Source organism: Nocardioides pocheonensis, assembly GCF_003725535.1.
Lineage (GTDB): Bacteria > Actinomycetota > Actinomycetes > Propionibacteriales > Nocardioidaceae > Marmoricola > Marmoricola pocheonensis.
The window spans coordinates 161,322-178,332 of the sequence record NZ_RJSF01000049.1 but is presented as its reverse complement, the minus strand read 5'-3'; the positions used below and the strand labels follow the sequence as shown (position 1 = coordinate 178,332).

The 17,011-nt window shown below is 73.3% G+C and carries 10 protein-coding genes; 7 read left to right on the top strand and 3 right to left on the bottom strand.

The annotated features are described in order from the left end of the window. Nucleotides 1–14: 14 nt before the first annotated feature. Nucleotides 15–767 carry a hypothetical protein gene (locus tag EFL26_RS23670; RefSeq protein WP_123225383.1) on the bottom strand — a complete coding sequence of 251 codons (753 nt, stop codon included), beginning with the start codon at nucleotides 765–767 and terminating at the stop codon, nucleotides 15–17. Nucleotides 768–803: 36 nt separating this feature from the next. Between EFL26_RS23670 and pepN the strand changes: the two genes are divergently transcribed. The 7 genes from pepN to EFL26_RS23635 all read left to right on the top strand — a co-directional run bounded on the left by pepN (nucleotide 804) and on the right by EFL26_RS23635 (nucleotide 12,708). Next, nucleotides 804–3,287, top strand: a complete 2,484-nt coding sequence (gene pepN / locus EFL26_RS23665) for an aminopeptidase N (RefSeq protein WP_123225382.1) — start codon at nucleotides 804–806, stop codon at nucleotides 3,285–3,287. Then, nucleotides 3,284–4,159 carry a formate dehydrogenase accessory sulfurtransferase FdhD gene (locus tag EFL26_RS23660; protein ID WP_123225381.1) on the top strand — a complete coding sequence of 292 codons (876 nt, stop codon included), beginning with the start codon at nucleotides 3,284–3,286 and terminating at the stop codon, nucleotides 4,157–4,159. The genes pepN and EFL26_RS23660 overlap by 4 nt, the downstream gene beginning before the upstream one ends. 38 nt (nucleotides 4,160–4,197) lie before the next feature. Further along, entirely contained in the window at nucleotides 4,198–5,355 is a 1,158-nt protein-coding gene (locus tag EFL26_RS23655) for an exonuclease SbcCD subunit D (RefSeq protein WP_123225380.1), read from the top strand. After that, nucleotides 5,352–8,351 (top strand): AAA family ATPase, encoded by a 3,000-nt coding sequence (locus EFL26_RS23650; RefSeq protein WP_123225379.1) that lies wholly within the window; start codon nucleotides 5,352–5,354, stop codon nucleotides 8,349–8,351. The genes EFL26_RS23655 and EFL26_RS23650 overlap by 4 nt, the downstream gene beginning before the upstream one ends. A 53-nt stretch (nucleotides 8,352–8,404) precedes the next feature. Further along, the gene (locus EFL26_RS23645) at nucleotides 8,405–9,982 is read left to right on the top strand and encodes a TldD/PmbA family protein (protein WP_123225378.1); all 1,578 of its coding nucleotides are present in this window, start codon (nucleotides 8,405–8,407) and stop codon (nucleotides 9,980–9,982) included. Further along, nucleotides 9,982–11,361: a metallopeptidase TldD-related protein gene (locus EFL26_RS23640; protein ID WP_123225377.1), complete on the top strand. Its 1,380-nt coding sequence runs from the start codon at nucleotides 9,982–9,984 to the stop codon at nucleotides 11,359–11,361. Before EFL26_RS23645 ends, EFL26_RS23640 begins: the two co-directional genes overlap by 1 nt. Nucleotides 11,362–11,469: 108 nt before the next feature. Continuing rightward, a complete protein-coding gene (locus tag EFL26_RS23635; RefSeq protein ID WP_246000362.1) occupies nucleotides 11,470–12,708 on the top strand; it encodes an SGNH/GDSL hydrolase family protein in 1,239 nt (412 codons plus the stop codon). A 93-nt stretch (nucleotides 12,709–12,801) separates the two neighbouring features. Here the strand turns inward: EFL26_RS23635 and EFL26_RS23630 are convergent, their stop codons facing one another. Both EFL26_RS23630 and gcvP read right to left on the bottom strand, forming a co-directional pair. Beyond that, nucleotides 12,802–14,064, bottom strand: a complete 1,263-nt coding sequence (locus EFL26_RS23630) for a serine hydrolase domain-containing protein (RefSeq protein ID WP_123225376.1) — start codon at nucleotides 14,062–14,064, stop codon at nucleotides 12,802–12,804. A 7-nt stretch (nucleotides 14,065–14,071) separates the two neighbouring features. Continuing rightward, nucleotides 14,072–16,936 carry an aminomethyl-transferring glycine dehydrogenase gene (gene gcvP, locus EFL26_RS23625; RefSeq protein ID WP_123225375.1) on the bottom strand — a complete coding sequence of 955 codons (2,865 nt, stop codon included), beginning with the start codon at nucleotides 16,934–16,936 and terminating at the stop codon, nucleotides 14,072–14,074. Nucleotides 16,937–17,011 lie beyond the last annotated feature (75 nt).

Below are 17,011 nucleotides of genomic sequence, written 5' to 3'. Positions count from 1 at the left end.
ACCCTGCCACGTCGTCACTGCGGGCCTACGCGGCAGTTCTCGAAGAGCGCATTGCGGACGAGCTCGGGGTAGGTCACCCGGAAGTCCCGGTCGAGGACGTTGTCGGCGACCTCGGTGGTCACACCCTTCGTCACGGCGTTCCCGTCGACCCGGTACGTCGTCCGGAACACGTCCCACGCGGGCACCACGCCGATCGGCTCGTGCGCGCGCCCCTCGGTGACCTCGAAGCCACCGTCCACGCAGGTCGCCGCGATCGGGTGGCTGAGCACGTCGGTGGCCACGAAGGGGAAGACCGGCTGGTCGTGGACGGTCAGCTCCCCGAGGCGTCCCTCGGCGAACCCGTAGAGGTGCGCCTGGAACCCGCCTCGCGGGTGTTCCTCGAGCAGGAGCACGAGATCGCCGCTGCGTCCGGGCACGCGCACTGCGGTCGCTGGGGCGCCGGCCGGCGCGAGGTCCCAGTCGAGGACAAGCCCTGCTCGGAGGCCCTGGACCGAGCTGTCCAGCGATGCCGGGCAGTTGCCGCTGGCCGGGGTGAACGACACCTCGTCGAGCGAGCCGTCGCCGTCGAGGTCGGCCCTGGTGACGGACACCGGCGTCGCGGAAGCACGGCACGCCCAGGTACTGGCTGACGGCGAGGCCGAGCTGCCCGCACCGCTGCCCCCGACGTCGCCGCAGGCGGCGAGGAGCAGCGGGAGCACGAGCAACGTGCCGAGGACCCGGACCGGCATGCCGGTCGGACGCGGCCGGGCTCCGAGACGTTCCGCCATCTGCCCAACGTATCGACCGGGTCGTAGCGTGTCCTCGTGCCTTCCCTCCTCCTCGACGAAGCCCGTGCCCGTTTCGACCTGCTCACCGTCACGGCGTACGACGTCACGCTCGACCTGCGCGAGGAGCACGCCTTCGACAGCCGCACCGTGATCGACCTGGTGTCGCGCGGCGGCAGCACCTTCCTCGACCTGAAGGCCACCGCCCTGCGCTCGATCCGGCTGGACGGCACCGAGCTTCCCGTGGCGGCGTGGGCCGACGGGCGCTACCCGCTGGACCTGCCCGCCGGGGACCACCGCCTCGAGGTCGAGGCGGTGATGGGCTACCGCCACGACGGAGAGGGGCTGCACCGGGCGACCGACCCGGCCGACGGCCGCGCGTACGTCTACCAGATGAGCTTCATGAGCGCGGCGCCCTCGGTCTTCGCCTGCTTCGACCAGCCCGACCTCAAGGCGCCGTACACGCTGCACGTCGCCGCTCCGACCGACTGGATCGTGGCCGCGAACGGCGTGGGCACCGAGGTCGAACCCGGCCGCTGGGAGTTCGCGCAGACCCAGCCGCTGTCCACGTACTTCGTGACGGTCGTCGGCGGCCCGTACCACCACCTCGCCGACGAGCACGACGGCATCCCCCTGCGGCTGCTCTGCCGGTCCTCGATGGCCGCGGCGCTCGACGCCGACGCCGACCAGCTGTTCACGACGACGCGGCAGTGCTTCGACCGCTTCCACGAGCTGTTCGGGATCCGCTATCCCTTCGGCAAGTACGACCAGGCGTTCGTGCCCGACTTCAACGCGCTGGCGATGGAGAACCCGGGCTGCGTGACCTTCCGCGAAGGCCTGCTGTTCACCACGAAGGTGCCCCGGGCGCAGCGGCTGCAGCGGGTGACGACCATCGCCCACGAGATGGCGCACCAGTGGTTCGGCAACCTGGTGAGCCCGAAGTGGTGGGACGACCTCTGGCTCAACGAGGCGTTCGCCGAGTACATGGGCAACCGGGTGGCCGCCGAGGCGACGGAGTTCTCCGAGGCGCTGGTCTGGGCGGTCACGACCCGGAAGAACTGGGGGCTGACGGCCGACGCGCGCCCGTCCACCCACCCGGTCGCGGGCAACGGCGCACAGGACGCGGACGCCGCGCTGCAGGACTTCGACGGGATCTCCTACGCCAAGGGCCACGCCGTGCTGACCCAGCTGGCCGACCGGATCGGCGACGACGTGTTCTTCGGCGGCGTCCGCGACCACTTCGAGCGGCACCGCTTCGGCAACGCGACCATGCGCGACCTCTTCGACGCCTGGGAGCGCGCCGGCGCCGGTGAGCTGGAGAGCTGGACGGCCGCCTGGCTGCGGACGGCCGGCCTGGACAGGATCGACCTCGTGCGACCCGACGGGGACAGAGGCGCGGAGCTGGTGCTCACGCCGCCGGCCGGTGGATCGGCGGGTCGCGAGCACGCGTTCGGTGTCGCCCGGTGGGACGGCGCCGCCTGGCAGGTCAGCGACGTCCGGGTCGACGGCGAGCGCACCCCCGTCGAGGCCGACGCCACCTCGCCCACGGTGCTCGACGCGAAGGCCACGGCCTGGGCCGACCTGACCCTCGACGAGGTGACGGCCGCGGCGCTGCCGGCGGTGATGGCGGGCACGACCGACCCGCTGCTGCGCGCCACGATCTGGACGACGGTGCGCAACGGCGCCCAGCACGCCCGGCTCGACCCCGACCACGCGGTGGAGATCCTCGCGGCCGGCGTACCGGACGAGCAGCACGACTTCGCGCTGGGCATGCTCGGCGGGTGGACCGGTGACGACGGCGAGGGCACCCACAACTCCGTCCACCAGAAGCTGCTGCCCCGGGTCGCCGACCCGGACTCGGCCCGGTCGCGGCTGTTCGCGGCGTACGCCGCGCGCGCGGAGTCCGCGCCACCGGGCTCCGAGCTGCAGCTGGCCGCGGCCCAGGCCGCGGTGCTGTGCGCGCCGCAGCCCGAGCCGCTCCGGGCGCTGCTCGAGGGCGCCTGGCTGCCCGGCCTCGAGGTCGACAGCGGCCTGCGCTGGCGGGCGCTCAAGCGGCTGACCTCGCTCGGTGCGACCGACCGCGACGAGCTCGACAAGGCGCTGGCCGAGGAGAACGACGCGAAGACCCAGCTCGCCCACGCCTGGTGCCGGGCGCGGCTCCCCGAGGCGGAGGCCAAGGCGTGGGCGTGGCAGCGGTTCACCGGCGAGGCGAAGGCGACGAACTACGAGATCGAGGCGGTCGGCACCGGCATGTGGCAGTCGGGTCGCGACGACCTGCTGGCGCCGTACGTCGAGCGCTACTTCGCGGAGCTGCCCGGGACCACCGCGGTCCGGGAGGGATGGGTGCTCGCCGACGCCGCGATCTTCTTCTTCCCGATGACCGCGACCTCGCCGGACACCCTGCGCCGCACCGAGGCGCTGCTCGAGGAGCCCGAGCTCAACGCGAGCCTGCGCCGCGTGCTCCTGGACGCGGGCGACGAGCTCCGCTGCCGGCTCGCCTGCCGGGACCGGTACTGGCGATGACACCGGTGCCCTCCGTCGAGCCCGGTGGCCGCGCCCGGCGGCCGGGTCCCTCGGTGCGCACGCGCGTGGTCGAGTACGACGGCGACGCCGTGCGCCGTCACGAGGACCGGCTCGCCACCGAGGAGCCGCTGGAGATCCGGCTGGCCTGGCCGGGGGCGGAGCCGCGCCGGCTGACCGTCACGATGCGCACGCCCGGGCACGACTTCGAGCTCGCGGTCGGGTGGCTCGTCCACGAAGGCATCCTGCGCCCCGAGCAGGTGGGGGTCGTGCGCTACTGCGTGGACGCGGACCTCGACCCGCTCGAGGAGTTCAACGTGGTCACCGTCGAGGCCACCTCCGCGCCCCTCAGGATCCCGGACGCCCGGACGATCAGCTCGGCGTGCGGCGTGTGCGGGTCGGAGTCGATCGCCGACGTGCTCGGCCGCGTGACCGCTCTCCCTCGGCCGGCCGACGACCTCCGCGTCCCCCTGGCCCTGGTCCGCGAGCTCCCGGCGCGGCTGCGCGAGGAGCAACCCGGTTTCGACAGCACCGGCGGCCTGCACGCGGCCGGCCTGTTCGCCGCCGACGGGCGCCGGCTCGTCGTACGGGAGGACGTGGGGCGGCACAACGCCGTCGACAAGGCGGTCGGCGCGCTGCTGCTCTCCTCGCCCACGGGCGGCCGCAGGACGCCCGAGGTGCTCGTGCTCAGCGGGCGGGTCGGCTTCGAGCTGGTGCAGAAGGCCGCGGTCTCGGGCGTCGGGCTCGTCGTCGCCGTCGGTGCGCCGTCGTCGCTGGCGGTCCAGCTCGCCGAGCGGGCGGGGCTCGGGCTGGTGGGCTTCACGCGGCCCGACCGCTGCGTCGTCTATGCCGGGGACCACCGCCTCGGCGTGTGACGGCCCCGGTTGTCGGCGTGCTCTCCTAGCGTGGAGACGTGCGCATCCTCCACACCTCCGACTGGCACCTCGGTCGCCCGTTCCACGGTCAGGGGATGCTCGCGCACCAGGCGGCGTACGCCGACCACCTGATCGAGACGATCGAGGCCGAGCAGGTCGACCTGGTCGTGGTCTCCGGTGACGTCTACGACCGTGCCCTGCCCCCGGTCGACGCCGTCGCGCTCGCCGACGACACCTTCGCCCGTCTCGCCGCGTCCCGCGCCCGCGTGGTGATGACCAGCGGCAACCACGACTCCGCGCGCCGGCTGGGGTTCAACTCCCGCCTCGTCGACGCGGCCGGTTTTCACCTGCGCACGGTCGCAGACGCCGCGGCCACGCCCGTCGTGCTCGACGACCCCGACGGGCCGGTCGCGGTCTACGGCATCCCCTACCTCGAGCCCGACCTGCTCCGCCACGCCTGGAACCTCCCCGCCCGGTCCCACCAGGCGGCGATGTCGGAGGCCGTGGCGCGCATCCGGGCCGACCTGGCCGGTCGGCCGGGCGCACGCTCGGTGGTCCTGGCGCACGCGTTCGTCACCGGCGGCGAGCCGAGCGACAGCGAGCGCGACATCTCCGTCGGCGGGGTGTCCCTGGTGCCGGCGTCGGTGTTCGACGGGTTCGACTACGTCGCGCTGGGGCACCTCCACGGCCGTCAGACGATCACGGACACCGTGCGCTACTCGGGGTCTCCGCTGGCCTACTCGTTCTCCGAGGCCGATCAGCTCAAGGGCTCGTGGCTGGTGGACCTCGATGCGCGCGGCCGTGTCACCGCGACGTTCGTCGAGGCGCCCGTCCCCCGTCGGCTCGCGCGGATCCGCGGCCCGATCGAGGCGCTGCTGGGCGACCCCCGTCACGCCCGTGCCGAGGACGCGTGGGTCCAGGCGACGATCACGGACCCCGTGCGCCCGACGCAGGCGATGGCCCGTCTCCAGGAGCGGTTCCCCCACGCGGTCGCGCTGGTCTTCTCCCCCGAGGGAGGCACACCCGAGCGCACCCGCGCGGCCCTCGAGGGCCGGAGCGACCACGCGATCACGGTCGACTTCGTGGCGGCCGTGCGCGGCACCCCGGCCACCGCCGCCGAGGCTGTCCTCCTGCAGGAGGCCTGTGACGCCTGCTCCGACGACCCCGGGGTCGACACGATCGTGGCGGCGCGATGAGGATCCACCACCTCGAGGTCACGGCGTTCGGGCCCTTCGCCGACACCGCGGCGGTCGACTTCGACGAGCTCTCGGCCGGCGGGGTGTTCCTGCTCACCGGCGCGACCGGGGCCGGCAAGACCAGCGTGCTCGACGCGGTGTGCTTCGCGCTCTACGGCCAGGTGCCGGGCGACCGCGCGGGCGCCCGCCACCTGCGCAGCGACCACGCCGCGCCCGGACTGGCCCCGCGGGTCGTCCTCCGCCTGAGCATCGGCGACCGCACCTTCCGGTTCACCCGCTCCCCCGCCTGGACCCGTCCCAAGCAACGCGGTTCCGGGGAGACCAAGGTGCCCGCGCACGTGCTGGTCGAGGAGCTCCGCGACGCCGGCTGGGTCGGGCTGACCAACCGGCTCGACGACGCCGGCCTGCTGGTCGGCGAGCTGCTCGGCATGACCGCCGCCCAGTTCACCCAGGTCGCGATGCTGCCGCAGGGCCGCTTCCAGGCGTTCCTCCGCGCGACCTCGAGCGAGCGGCACGCGGTGCTGCAGAAGCTCTTCCGCACCGACCGCTTCGAGCAGGTCGAGCGCTGGCTGGTCGAGCGTCGCACGTCGACCCGGCGCGCCAGCGAGGCCGCCGCCCAGCGCGTCGTCGCCGTGCTCAACCGGATCCAGGAGGCCGCCGCCACCGAGCTGCCCGCGGGCTGGGAGGACGACCTCGCCGGCGCGGCCGAGCGCGGGGACGTCGCGCGGTGGGCGGACGACGTGGCCGTCCACGCCGCCGAGGTCGCCGACACGGCGCGCCTCGAGCGCGACACCGCCGCGCGCTGCCTCGTCGAGGCGGAGGAGTCGCTCGTCGAGGCGCGACGGCTGCGTGACCTCCAGGCCCGGGCCGACGCGGCGGCTCGTGACCTCGTCGCTCTCTCGGCGCGCACCGACGAGCTCGCCGCGCTCCGCGACCGGCTCACCGCCCACCGGCGCGCAGCCCCGCTGGCCGGGCTGGTTGCGCAGGCACGGCGCTGCAGCGCGGTCGCCGGACAGGCGACGGGCCGGTGGCAGGCGTGCCGGGCCGAGCTCGTCGAGGTCGAGCACCTCCCCGAGGCCTCCGGAGCGGCGATCAGCGCCGCGCTGCACGAAGCCGTCGCCGCCCGAGCCGTCGCCGAGTCGTTCCGCAAGCGCGAGCACGACCTGCGCACCGCCCACACCCGCCGGGTCGAGCAGGTCGCCCGGGCCGACGCCCTCGCGCAGACCGTCGCCTCGCTGGACGACGCGATCGCCGAGCACCCTGCGATGCTCGCCTCCGCCCGGGCCGACCTCGACGTCTCCCAGGCGGCTGCTGCCCGCGTGGCCTCCCTCGCCGACGACGTGGCCGCGACCGAGGAGCTGCTCGCATCGGTCCGACGCCACGACGTCCTCGTCTCGGACCTCACCACCGCGCGGGCCGAGCTGGCCGCCGCCACCTCCGCCGCCCTGGTCGCGAAGGAGGCCTACCTCGAGATCCGCGAAGCCCGCATCAACGGCATGGCGGCGGAGCTCGCGGGCGCGCTCGCGGTCGGGTGCGCGTGCCCGGTGTGCGGCAGCGCCAGCCACCCGTCCCCGGCTCGCGCGGGGGCTCTCGCGGTCGGCCGCGAGCGTGAGGATGCCGCCCGCAAGGCCCACGAGGACGCCGCCTTCGTGCAGCAGGGCCACGAGGTGCACGTCGCCACGCTGTCGACCGAGCTCGACGGCCTCGCCGACCGTCTCGGCGGGGTCGACCGCGCGGCCCTTCCCGAGCAGCTCGAGGCGGCCCGGGCAGCGCTCCGCGACGCGCGGGCCCTGGCGAGCCAGGCGGAGGCACGCGAGCAGCAGCTCGTCGCGCTCGAGACCCGGGCCGACGCCGCCCGGGAGGCGCGCGACCGTGCCGCCCCCGACCTCGCGGCGACGCGCCAGGCCGTGGAGGCGCTCACCTCCTCGATCGCCGCGATCACCGCCGAGCTCGACGAGCTGCTCGGTGACGAGGCGCCCGACCTGGAGACCCTGATCAACCTGCGCGCCGCGCGGTGCTCGCGTCTCGAGCAGGCCCAGCGCGCCTTCGCGGCGTACGACGAGGCGGTGCGTGCGAGCGCCGATGCCGCGCAAGCCGTCACCGCCGCGGCCCACGACGCCGGGTTCGAGGACGCCTCCGACGCGGCGGCGGCCCTGCTGGCCCCGGACGAGGCCGACGGCATCGAGGGCGCGTTGACCGGCGCCGAGGGTGCGCGGCTGGCCGCCGAGCGCGTGCTCGCCGACGCCGACACCCGGGCTGCCGTCTCCCTGCCCGCACCCGACGTGGACGTCGCCGTCGTCGCCCAGCGCCTGGCCGCCGACACCGCCCGCGCCGCGTCATCGGCGCACGACGCCGCGGCCGCCCGCGCTCGTCGCCTCCGCTCCCTCGAGGAACAGCTCGGCGCCCGGCTCGACGCCTGGGCTCCGCTGCGCGAGCAGCACGCCCTCGTGGCCGGGCTCTCCCATCTGGCCGAGGGCAAGGGCCCCGACAACCCGCTGCGGATCCGGCTGGCGGCGTACGTCCTCTCCGAGCGGCTGCGGCAGGTGGTCGCGGCGGCCAACGAGCGGCTCTCGCGGATGACCGGTCAGCGCTACTCCCTCGAGCACAGCGACGACCGGGGCGCCGGCGAGCAGCGCGGCGGGCTGAGCCTGCGGATCCGCGACGACTGGAACGGCGTCCCCCGCGATCCCGCGACCCTCTCCGGCGGCGAGACCTTCGTGGTGTCGCTCGCGCTCGCTCTGGGGCTGGCCGACACCGTCGCCCACGAGGCCGGCGGCACCGATATCGACACGCTGTTCATCGACGAGGGGTTCGGCTCGCTCGACGCCGACACCCTCGAGGACGTCATGGACACCCTCGACACCCTGCGCGACGGCGGCAGGGTCGTCGGACTGGTGAGCCACGTGCCCGAGCTGCGCAGCCGGATCACGACCCAGCTCGAGGTGGTCAAGGGCCGCACCGGCTCCACGCTGCGACCGGTCCTGGCCGGCGGCTGACGACACGAGCGTCGCACCGGAAATCGCTCGACGCCGCTCGATAGGGTCGAGCGGTGAGCTCAGCCACGGCATCCTCCGATCACGACCGGATCGATCCCTCCTTCACGGCGCTGCCCTACCGACGACTCGCCGCAGCCGCCCTGTCCCGCGCGCGTGACTTCGGGGTCACCCACGCCGACTTCCGGTTCGAGCGGGTGCGCTACCAGCACCTCTCGGTCAGGGACGGCCACCTCCAGGGGGCCGAGGACAGCGACGACCTCGGCTTCGCGGTCCGCGTGGTCCACCAGGGCGCGTGGGGGTTCGCGGCCGGAGTCGCCTTGACCACCGACGAAGCGGTCAAGGTCGCCGAGCAGGCGGTCAACGTGGCGCTGGTCGCCGCGGAGATGACCCGGGTGCCCGTCGAGCTCGCGCCCGAGCCGGCGTACGACGACGTGGCCTGGTGCTCCGCCTACGAGATCAACCCGTACGACGTCCCCCTCGCCGAGAAGGCAGCGCTGCTCGAGGACTGGACCCGGCGGCTCGTCGACGCCGACGGCGTGGAGCACGCGAACGCGTCGCTCCAGCTGGTGCAGGAGAACAAGTACTACGCCGACCTCGCCGGCACCACCACGACCCAGCAGCGGGTGCGCCTGCAACCGCACGTCGAGGCCCACGGCTCGCGCGGCGACCGCTTCGACTCGATGGCGACGATCGCGCCGCCGGTCGCCCGGGGCTGGGAGTACCTCACCGGTCGGGGCGGCTGGGACTTCGACCGCGAGCTGGCCGAGATGCCCGCACTGCTCGCGGAGAAGCTCGCCGCCCCCAGCGTCGAGGCCGGCCGTTACGACCTGGTGATCGACCCCTCGAACCTGTGGCTCACCATCCACGAGTCGATCGGCCACGCCACCGAGCTCGACCGGGCGCTGGGCTACGAGGCGAACTACGCCGGCACGTCCTTCGCCACGCCCGACCAGCTCGGCACGCTGCAGTACGGCTCGCCGCTGATGCACGTGACCGGCGACCGCACGGTCGAGCACGGACTGGCCACGATCGGCTACGACGACGAGGGCGTCCAGACCCAGTCGTGGGACATCGTCCGCGACGGCGTGCTCGTCGGCTACCAGCTCGACCGGTCGATGGCCCACACGCACGGTGCGGCCCTCAACGGCGGACGCTCCAACGGCTGCGCGTACGCCGACTCCCCCGGCCACATCCCGATCCAGCGGATGGCTAACGTCTCGCTGCAACCCGATCCGGACGGTCCCGACACGGCGGGCCTGATCGCGCAGGTCGAGCGCGGCCTCTACATCGTCGGCGACAAGTCCTGGTCGATCGACATGCAAAGGTTCAACTTTCAGTTCACCGGGCAGCGTTTCTACGCGATCGAGGACGGCGAGCTGAAGGGCCAGGTCCGCGACGTCGCCTACCAGGCCACGACCACCGACTTCTGGCGATCGATGGGCGCGGTGGGCGGCCCCGAGACCTACGTCCTCGGCGGTGCGTTCAACTGCGGCAAGGCACAGCCCGGGCAGGTGGCAGCGGTCAGCCACGGCTGCCCCAGTGCGCTGTTCCGCGACGTCCGCGTGCTCAATGTGACCGACGAGGCCGGCGCCGACCAGCCGGGCGACGCCATCGCCGACGAGGAGCTCTGATGACCACCGTCACCCCGCAGTCCCTGGTCGAGCACGCGCTGGCCACCACCACGTCCGACCAGTGCGTGGTGATCGTCCAGGACTCCACGAGCGCCAACCTGCGCTGGGCGAACAACACGCTGACCACGAACGGCGTGATGCACGCCGTCGGCGTCACGGTGATCGCCTTCCAGGGTCCCGCCAACGCCTCGGTCAGCGGCACGGCCGCCTCGAGGGAGCAGGTCACCGACCTGGTCGAGCAGGCCGATGCCGCGGCACGCAGCGCGCAACCGGCCGAGGACCGCGCGCCCCTCGTCGGCGGGCAGGAGTCCGCCGACTGGGCCGACGCTCCCGGGGAGACCTCGGTGGAGGTCTACCGCGAGTTCGCTCACGCACTGGGGGCGGAGTTCGGGCGCGCCGACGCCGAGGGCCGGATCCTCTACGGGTTCGTCAACCACGAGGTCACCACGACCTACCTCGGATCGAGCACGGGTCTCCGGCTGCGGCACACCCAGCCCACTGGCCACTACGGCTGCACCGGCAAGACCGCGGACCTCACCGGCAGTGCCTGGGTCGGCGGCGCGACCCGCGACTTCACCGACGTGTCGGCCGAGCGGATCGCCGCCGACCTCGAGACCCGGCTCGGGTGGGGCAAGCGCCGCGTCGACCTGCCTGCGGGCCGCTACGACACCGTGCTCCCGCCGACGGCCGTGGCCGACCTGGTGCTCGACGCGTACTGGAGTGCCGGCGCGCGGGTCGCGCACGAGGGCCAGTCGGTGTACTCCCGGCCCGGCGGCGGCACGCGGATCGGTGAGCGGATCGTGGCCCCCGCGGTCACGCTCTACTCCGACCCGGCGTACCCGGGCCTGGAGTGCACGCCGTTCGTCGTCGCGAGCGGGTCGTCCAACGAGAGCAGCGTCTACGACAACGGCCTGCCGCTGGACCGTACGCCGTGGATCGACGCGGGCACGCTCGCCGCCCTGATCCAGACCCGCCACACCGGAGTGCTCACCGGCCAGCCGACCACGTCGGGCATCGACAACCTGATCCTGGAGGTCGACGGAGGCAGCGGCAGCGACCTCGACCTGGTCGCCGGTGTCGACGACGGTCTGCTGCTGACCTGCCTGTGGTACATCCGCGAGGTCGACCCGCAGACCCTGCTGCTCACCGGGTTGACCCGCGACGGGGTGTACCGCGTCGAGGGTGGCGAGATCACCGGCGTGGTGAACAACTTCCGGTTCAACGAGAGCCCCGTCGACCTGCTCCGCCGCTTCACCGCCGCCGGCGCGACGGTGCCGAGCTTCTCCCGCGAGTGGGGCGATGACTACTTCTCGCGCACGGCGACCCCGGCCCTGCGCATCCCGGACTTCAACATGAGCTCGGTCTCCCAGGCCCTCTGACGAGCCGACACCGGGCTCTTCCCAAGTGTGACGTGCGCCACTAGGTTCCCCTGTGGCGTCCCTCTCGGGGCGTGGTGAGGGAGATCCGCACGCACCCTGAGGAGTCCCGTGAAGACGCACCCGCCTCGCCGTCCCCTGCCCCGCCGCCGGCTCTCGGCGGTCCTGAGCACGTTGCTGATAGGCGCCGCGGCGCTCGTCGCGACTGCACCCGCCGCCTCCGCCGACGGGCCGGGAGTCGGCACCCCCTGGGTCGTCGCGGTCGGCGACTCCTACATCTCCGGAGAGGCCGGGCGCTGGGCCGGCAACACGAACAACGGCGAGTCCATCCACGATGCCGGTGGCCCGACGACGTACTTCGACAACGCCACGAACACTGCCGAGCAGATCAACCGGTGCCACCGGAGCAAGGCCGCCGACATCTACATCGGGGGCGGTGTCAACGGCCTCGACCTCGCGTGCTCCGGGGCGAAGACGACCACGTTCACCGACAGCAACGGCTACTTCAAGCCCGGGATCGACTTCTACGACAACGGCAGCGGCCAGCTGGGCCAGGCCAAGATGCTCCAGCAGTTCGCCGCCGGCCACAACGTGAAGATGGTCGAGCTCTCCATCGGCGGCAACAACTTCAACTTCGCCGGCATCGTCACCCAGTGCGTCGCCGACTTCCTCGGCTCGCCCTCCTGGTGGCCGGACTACTGCAAGGACGACAGCGTGGTCACCAGCCAGCTGACCAGCGCGTCGATCACCGCGCACCGCAACGAGATCTCGACGGCGCTGCAGAACGTCCGGCAGGCGATGCGCAACGCCGGGTACGCCGACAGCGCCTGGACCCTGCTGGTCGACAACTACATGTCCCCGCTGCCCAACGGGGCCGGCTTCCGCTACTCCCAGTCCGGCTACACCCGGCAGAGCACGGGCGGCTGCGGCTTCTGGAACGCCGACGCCGACTTCGCCAACGGGACCCTCCTCCCGACGATCAACCAGACCGTCGCCCAGGCGATCACCCAGTCGGGGCTCACGAACACCCGGACCCTCAACCTCACGAACGCGTTCAACGGCCGCCGGCTCTGCGAGAACACCGTCGGCCTCTACGAGGAGCAAGGCCTGTCCAGCTGGACCCAGGCGGGCGCGGTCGACAAGACCGAGTGGATCGACACGATCCGCACGGCTACCGCCACCGGCGACTACTACATCCAGGAGTCGCTGCACCCGAACTACTGGGGCCAGCTCGCGCTGCGCAACTGCGTCCGTCAGGCCTGGAACGGCGGGACGCCCCGCAGCGGCACCTGCACCCGCGGCGCCAACGGCTTCAACGCCTCCGGCGAGCCCAACATGACCCTCCAGTGACCCGTCGCGTGGCCAGTCGGTGACCTACGAGTGGTCAGTTCGTCACACCCACCGCGTGGCGAGCTGACCACTCACCGGTGACGAGCTGGCCACTCAACGGACGGGGTGGCGGGTGTAGACGAAGGTCGTGCACTCGAGGTGGTCGACCGTGCCGTCGGCGCGCCGGTGCACGTGGAGGATCTCGCCGAGGTGGTAGCCGGCGACCCCGACGATCTGATCCGGCGTGACGGCGTACCGGTCGGAGAGCTCGGGCGGGGCCAGCGTGTGTGACTCGAGGAACCCGTTGTGCCAGCGCAGCTCGAGCGCGCTGTTGCCCCAGAACCAGAGGCCGAGGAGCTCGGCGACCTCGCCGGGCACGGACGCCGACGGCACCCAGGACTCGACCGGGTCGGCACCGGGGTCGCCACCGACCAGGAGGTCGAGGGCGAGTCGGTCGGTGGCCACCCCGGTGGTCGCGTTGGTGAGGGCGACCACGCCGTCACCCGTGGCCTGGTCGACGAACGCGGTCGCCAGGAAGCCCGGCATCGATCCCGTGTGCCCGACCAGCACTCCCTGCTGACCGCGCAGCAGCCGCAGCCCGAGCCCGTACTCCCGCGCGGGAGCGACCGGCGCGGCCATCTCGAGCAGGGTCGACCGCTCCAGCACGTCGGGGTGCCCGGAGGCGAGGAACGCCAGCCAGCGCGCCAGGTCCTCGACCGTGCTCCACAGCTGTCCCGCGGGCGCCATCGCACGCGTGTCCGCGTGCGGCTCGTCGTGCCGGGTGCCGGCGAAGTGGTCGACGCTGCTCCCCTGCGCGTGCGGTGCCGTGGCGCCGTACGTCGTGCGGCTCATGCCGAGCGGCCCCAGCAGCCGGTCGGAGACCAGGGACCACCAGTCGGCACCGCGCAACCGGGCGACGACCTCTCCGAGCAGCGCGAAGCCGAGGTTGCTGTAGTGGAACGCCATGCCCGGCTCGAGCACCCGGCCGGTGCCGTCGTTCGCGGCGAGCAGGTCCGGCACCGGGACACCCGGCGAGCGCTCCCACCACGGCCCGACCGGCTCGGCCTGCATGCCCGACGTGTGCGAGAGCAGGGCGCGCAGGGTCACGTCGCGGTAGCCCGACTCCGGCAGGTGTCGTCCGAGCGGGTCGTCGAGGTCGAGCAGGTCCTCGTCGCGGCACTGCAACACGAGCACGGCCGTCAGGGTCTTGGTGATCGAGCCGATCCGGTACTGCTGCTCGACGCCGGGGGTGTCGCCGGCGACGCCCGTCCAGGCCAGGCGCCCCTCGTGCAGCACGCCGCCGACGACCGACGGCAGCCGGCCGGCGCCCTGCGCCCGCGCGAGCGCGGCCTGCCAACCCTCGGGAGTCGCGGTCATGCCCGGCTCAGGCGAACGCCTCGGGCGGCGGGCAGGAGCACACGAGGTTGCGGTCGCCGTACGCCTGGTCGATCCGGCCCACCGGCGGCCAGTACTTGTCCGGGTCGAAGCCGGTCGGGAAGACCGCGGTCGCCAGGTCGTAGGACAGCTCCTGGTTCAGCGCGTCCGCGGTGTGCGGCGCGCCCCGCAGCGGCGAGTCCTCGGCGCTCCACTCCCCCGTCGCGACCTTCTCGATCTCGGCGCGGATCGCGATCATCGCCTCGCAGAACCGGTCGAGCTCCGCGAGGTCCTCGCTCTCGGTCGGCTCGACCATCAGCGTGCCGGCCACCGGGAAGCTCATCGTGGGCGCGTGGAAGCCGTAGTCGATCAGCCGCTTCGCGACGTCGTCGATGCTGACGTGGGTCTCCTTGGAGAGGCCGCGCACGTCGAGGATGCACTCGTGGGCGACCAGGTCGTTGTGCCCGCGGTAGAGCACCGGGAAGCTCTGCTCCAGCCGCGTGGCGACGTAGTTCGCCGCCAGCACGGCGACCGCGGTCGCGCGGGTCAGCCCCTCGGCCCCCATCATCCGCACGTAGGCCCACGAGATCGGCAGGATGCCCGCGGACCCGTACGGCGCCGCGCTGATCGGCCCGATGCCCTCGCGCTTCTCGGCCTCGGGGTGCATCGGGTGGGTCGGCAGGTACGGCGCGAGGTGCTCCCGCACGCCGACGGGGCCGACGCCGGGGCCGCCGCCACCGTGCGGGATGCAGAACGTCTTGTGCAGGTTCAGGTGGCTGACGTCCCCGCCGAACTGGCCCGGGCGCGCGTAGCCGAGCAACGCGTTGAGGTTCGCGCCGTCGACGTAGACCTGACCGCCGTGCTCGTGCACGATCGCGCACAGGTCGGAGATGGTGTCCTCGTAGGCACCGTGGGTCGACGGGTAGGTCACCATGATCGCGGCCAGGTCGTCGGTGTGCGCCTCGCACTGCGCCCGCAGGTCGTCGAGGTCGACCGCGCCGTCGTCGGCGGACTTCACCACGACCACCTTCATGCCCGCCATGACGGCGGACGCGGCGTTCGTCCCGTGTGCCGAGGACGGGATCAGGCACACGTTCCGGCCGACGTCGCCGCGGGCCCGGTGGTAGCCGCGGATCGCCAGCAGCCCGGCCAGCTCGCCCTGCGAGCCGGCGTTCGGCTGGATCGAGACCCGGTCGTAGCCGGTGACCTCCGCCAGCCAGCCCTCGAGGTCGGCGATCAGCCGCTGGTAGCCGCGGGCGTCCTCGGCCGGGGCGAACGGGTGCAGGTCGGCGAACCCGGGGAGGCTGATCGGCTCCATCTCGCTGGTCGCGTTGAGCTTCATCGTGCACGAGCCCAGCGGGATCATGCCGCGGTCCAGCGCGTAGTCGCGGGCCGAGAGCCGGCGCAGGTAGCGCAGCATCGAGGTCTCCGACCGGTGGGTGTTGAACACCGGGTGGCTCAGGAAGTCCGTGGTGCGCTCGAGCTCGGCCGGGATCGACCGGGCGCCGAACCACCCACCCTGCTGCTCGATGCCGAACGCGGCGAGCACGGTGCCGAGCGCAGCGTCGTCGGCGTTCTCGCCCACGCTGATCCCGACGTGGTCGGCGTCGACGAGGCGCAGGTGCACGCCGCCCTCGCGGGCCGCCGCGACCACCTCGCCCGCCCGGCCGGGCACGCGGACGAGCAACGTGTCGAAGAACGCCGGGTGCACCACCTCGACGCCGCCCTCGCCCAGCAGCTTCGCCAGGCCGGTCGCCTTCCCGTGCACCTCCTGCGCGATCCCCCGCAGCCCGTCGGGGCCGTGGTAGACCGCGTACATCGCGGCCACCACCGCCAGCAGCACCTGGGCCGTGCAGATGTTCGACGTCGCGCGGTCGCGGCGGATGTGCTGCTCGCGCGTCTGCAGCGACAGCCGGTACGCCGGCCGACCGGCCGCGTCGACCGAGACGCCGACCAGGCGCCCGGGCATGTGCCGCTCGAGCCCGGCCCGGACCGCCATGTAGCCGGCGTGCGGGCCGCCGTAGAACAGCGGCACGCCGAACCGCTGGGAGGACCCGACGACGACGTCGGCGCCCCAGGTGCCTGGCGCCTCGAGGAGCGTGAGCGCGAGCAGGTCGGCGGCGACCACGGCGAGGGCGCCGCGCTCGTGCGCGTCGTCGATGAGCGGCCGCGGGTCGAGGATCCGCCCGGAGGCGCCCGGGTACTGCACCAGCACGCCGCACAGCTCGCCGTCGGGCAACCCGTCGGTGAGGTCGGCCACGACCACGTCGATGCCCATCGCGGCGGCACGCGTCTGCACGACGGCGATCGTCTGCGGCAGCGCGTCGGCGTCGACGACGAACGGCCCGGCGGCCTTCGGCTGCGCACGGCGTACCAGGGTCATCGCCTCGGCGGCGGCCGTGCCCTCGTCGAGCAGCGAGGCGTTCGCGGTCGGGAGGCCGCTCAGGTCGGCCACCATCGTCTGGAAGTTCAGCAGCGCCTCGAGCCGGCCCTGGCTGATCTCGGGCTGGTACGGGGTGTAGGCGGTGTACCAGGACGGGTCCTCGAGCACGTTGCGTCGGATCACCGACGGGGTGATCGTGCCGTGGTAGCCGAGCCCGATCATCGGCGTCGCCGGCCGGTTGAGCTCGGCCAGGGCGCGCAGCTCTGCGGCGGCCTGGGCCTCCGACGCGGCGGCCGGGAGGCCCAGCGCGTCGGTCGCACGGATCCGCCCGGGCACGGCTGCATCCATCAGCGCGTCGAGGGAGTCGAAGCCGATCGCCTTGAGCATCTCGGCGACGGCCTCCTCGTCGGGACCGATGTGCCGGTCGACGAACGGGCGGGCGCCGAAGGGGCGCGAACCGGGGGCGGTGTCCAGGGTGTGGCTGTCCGACATGAGGCTCCCATGCACTGGCTGCGGTCTCGGTGCTCGTCGCGAGCACCGGGTGGGTACCTCCCCCTCTGTCGAGCG

What these genes read in the sequence shown, in the direction of transcription:
- EFL26_RS23640 (WP_123225377.1), top strand. Translation starts at nt 9,982, where the DNA reads ATGACCACCGTCACCCCGCAGTCCCTGGTCGAGCACGCGCTGGCCACC.
- gcvP (WP_123225375.1), bottom strand. Translation starts at nt 16,936, where the DNA reads ATGTCGGACAGCCACACCCTGGACACCGCCCCCGGTTCGCGCCCCTTC.
- EFL26_RS23630 (WP_123225376.1), bottom strand. Translation starts at nt 14,064, where the DNA reads ATGACCGCGACTCCCGAGGGTTGGCAGGCCGCGCTCGCGCGGGCGCAG.
- EFL26_RS23650 (WP_123225379.1), top strand. Translation starts at nt 5,352, where the DNA reads ATGAGGATCCACCACCTCGAGGTCACGGCGTTCGGGCCCTTCGCCGAC.
- EFL26_RS23660 (WP_123225381.1), top strand. Translation starts at nt 3,284, where the DNA reads ATGACACCGGTGCCCTCCGTCGAGCCCGGTGGCCGCGCCCGGCGGCCG.
- EFL26_RS23670 (WP_123225383.1), bottom strand. Translation starts at nt 767, where the DNA reads ATGGCGGAACGTCTCGGAGCCCGGCCGCGTCCGACCGGCATGCCGGTC.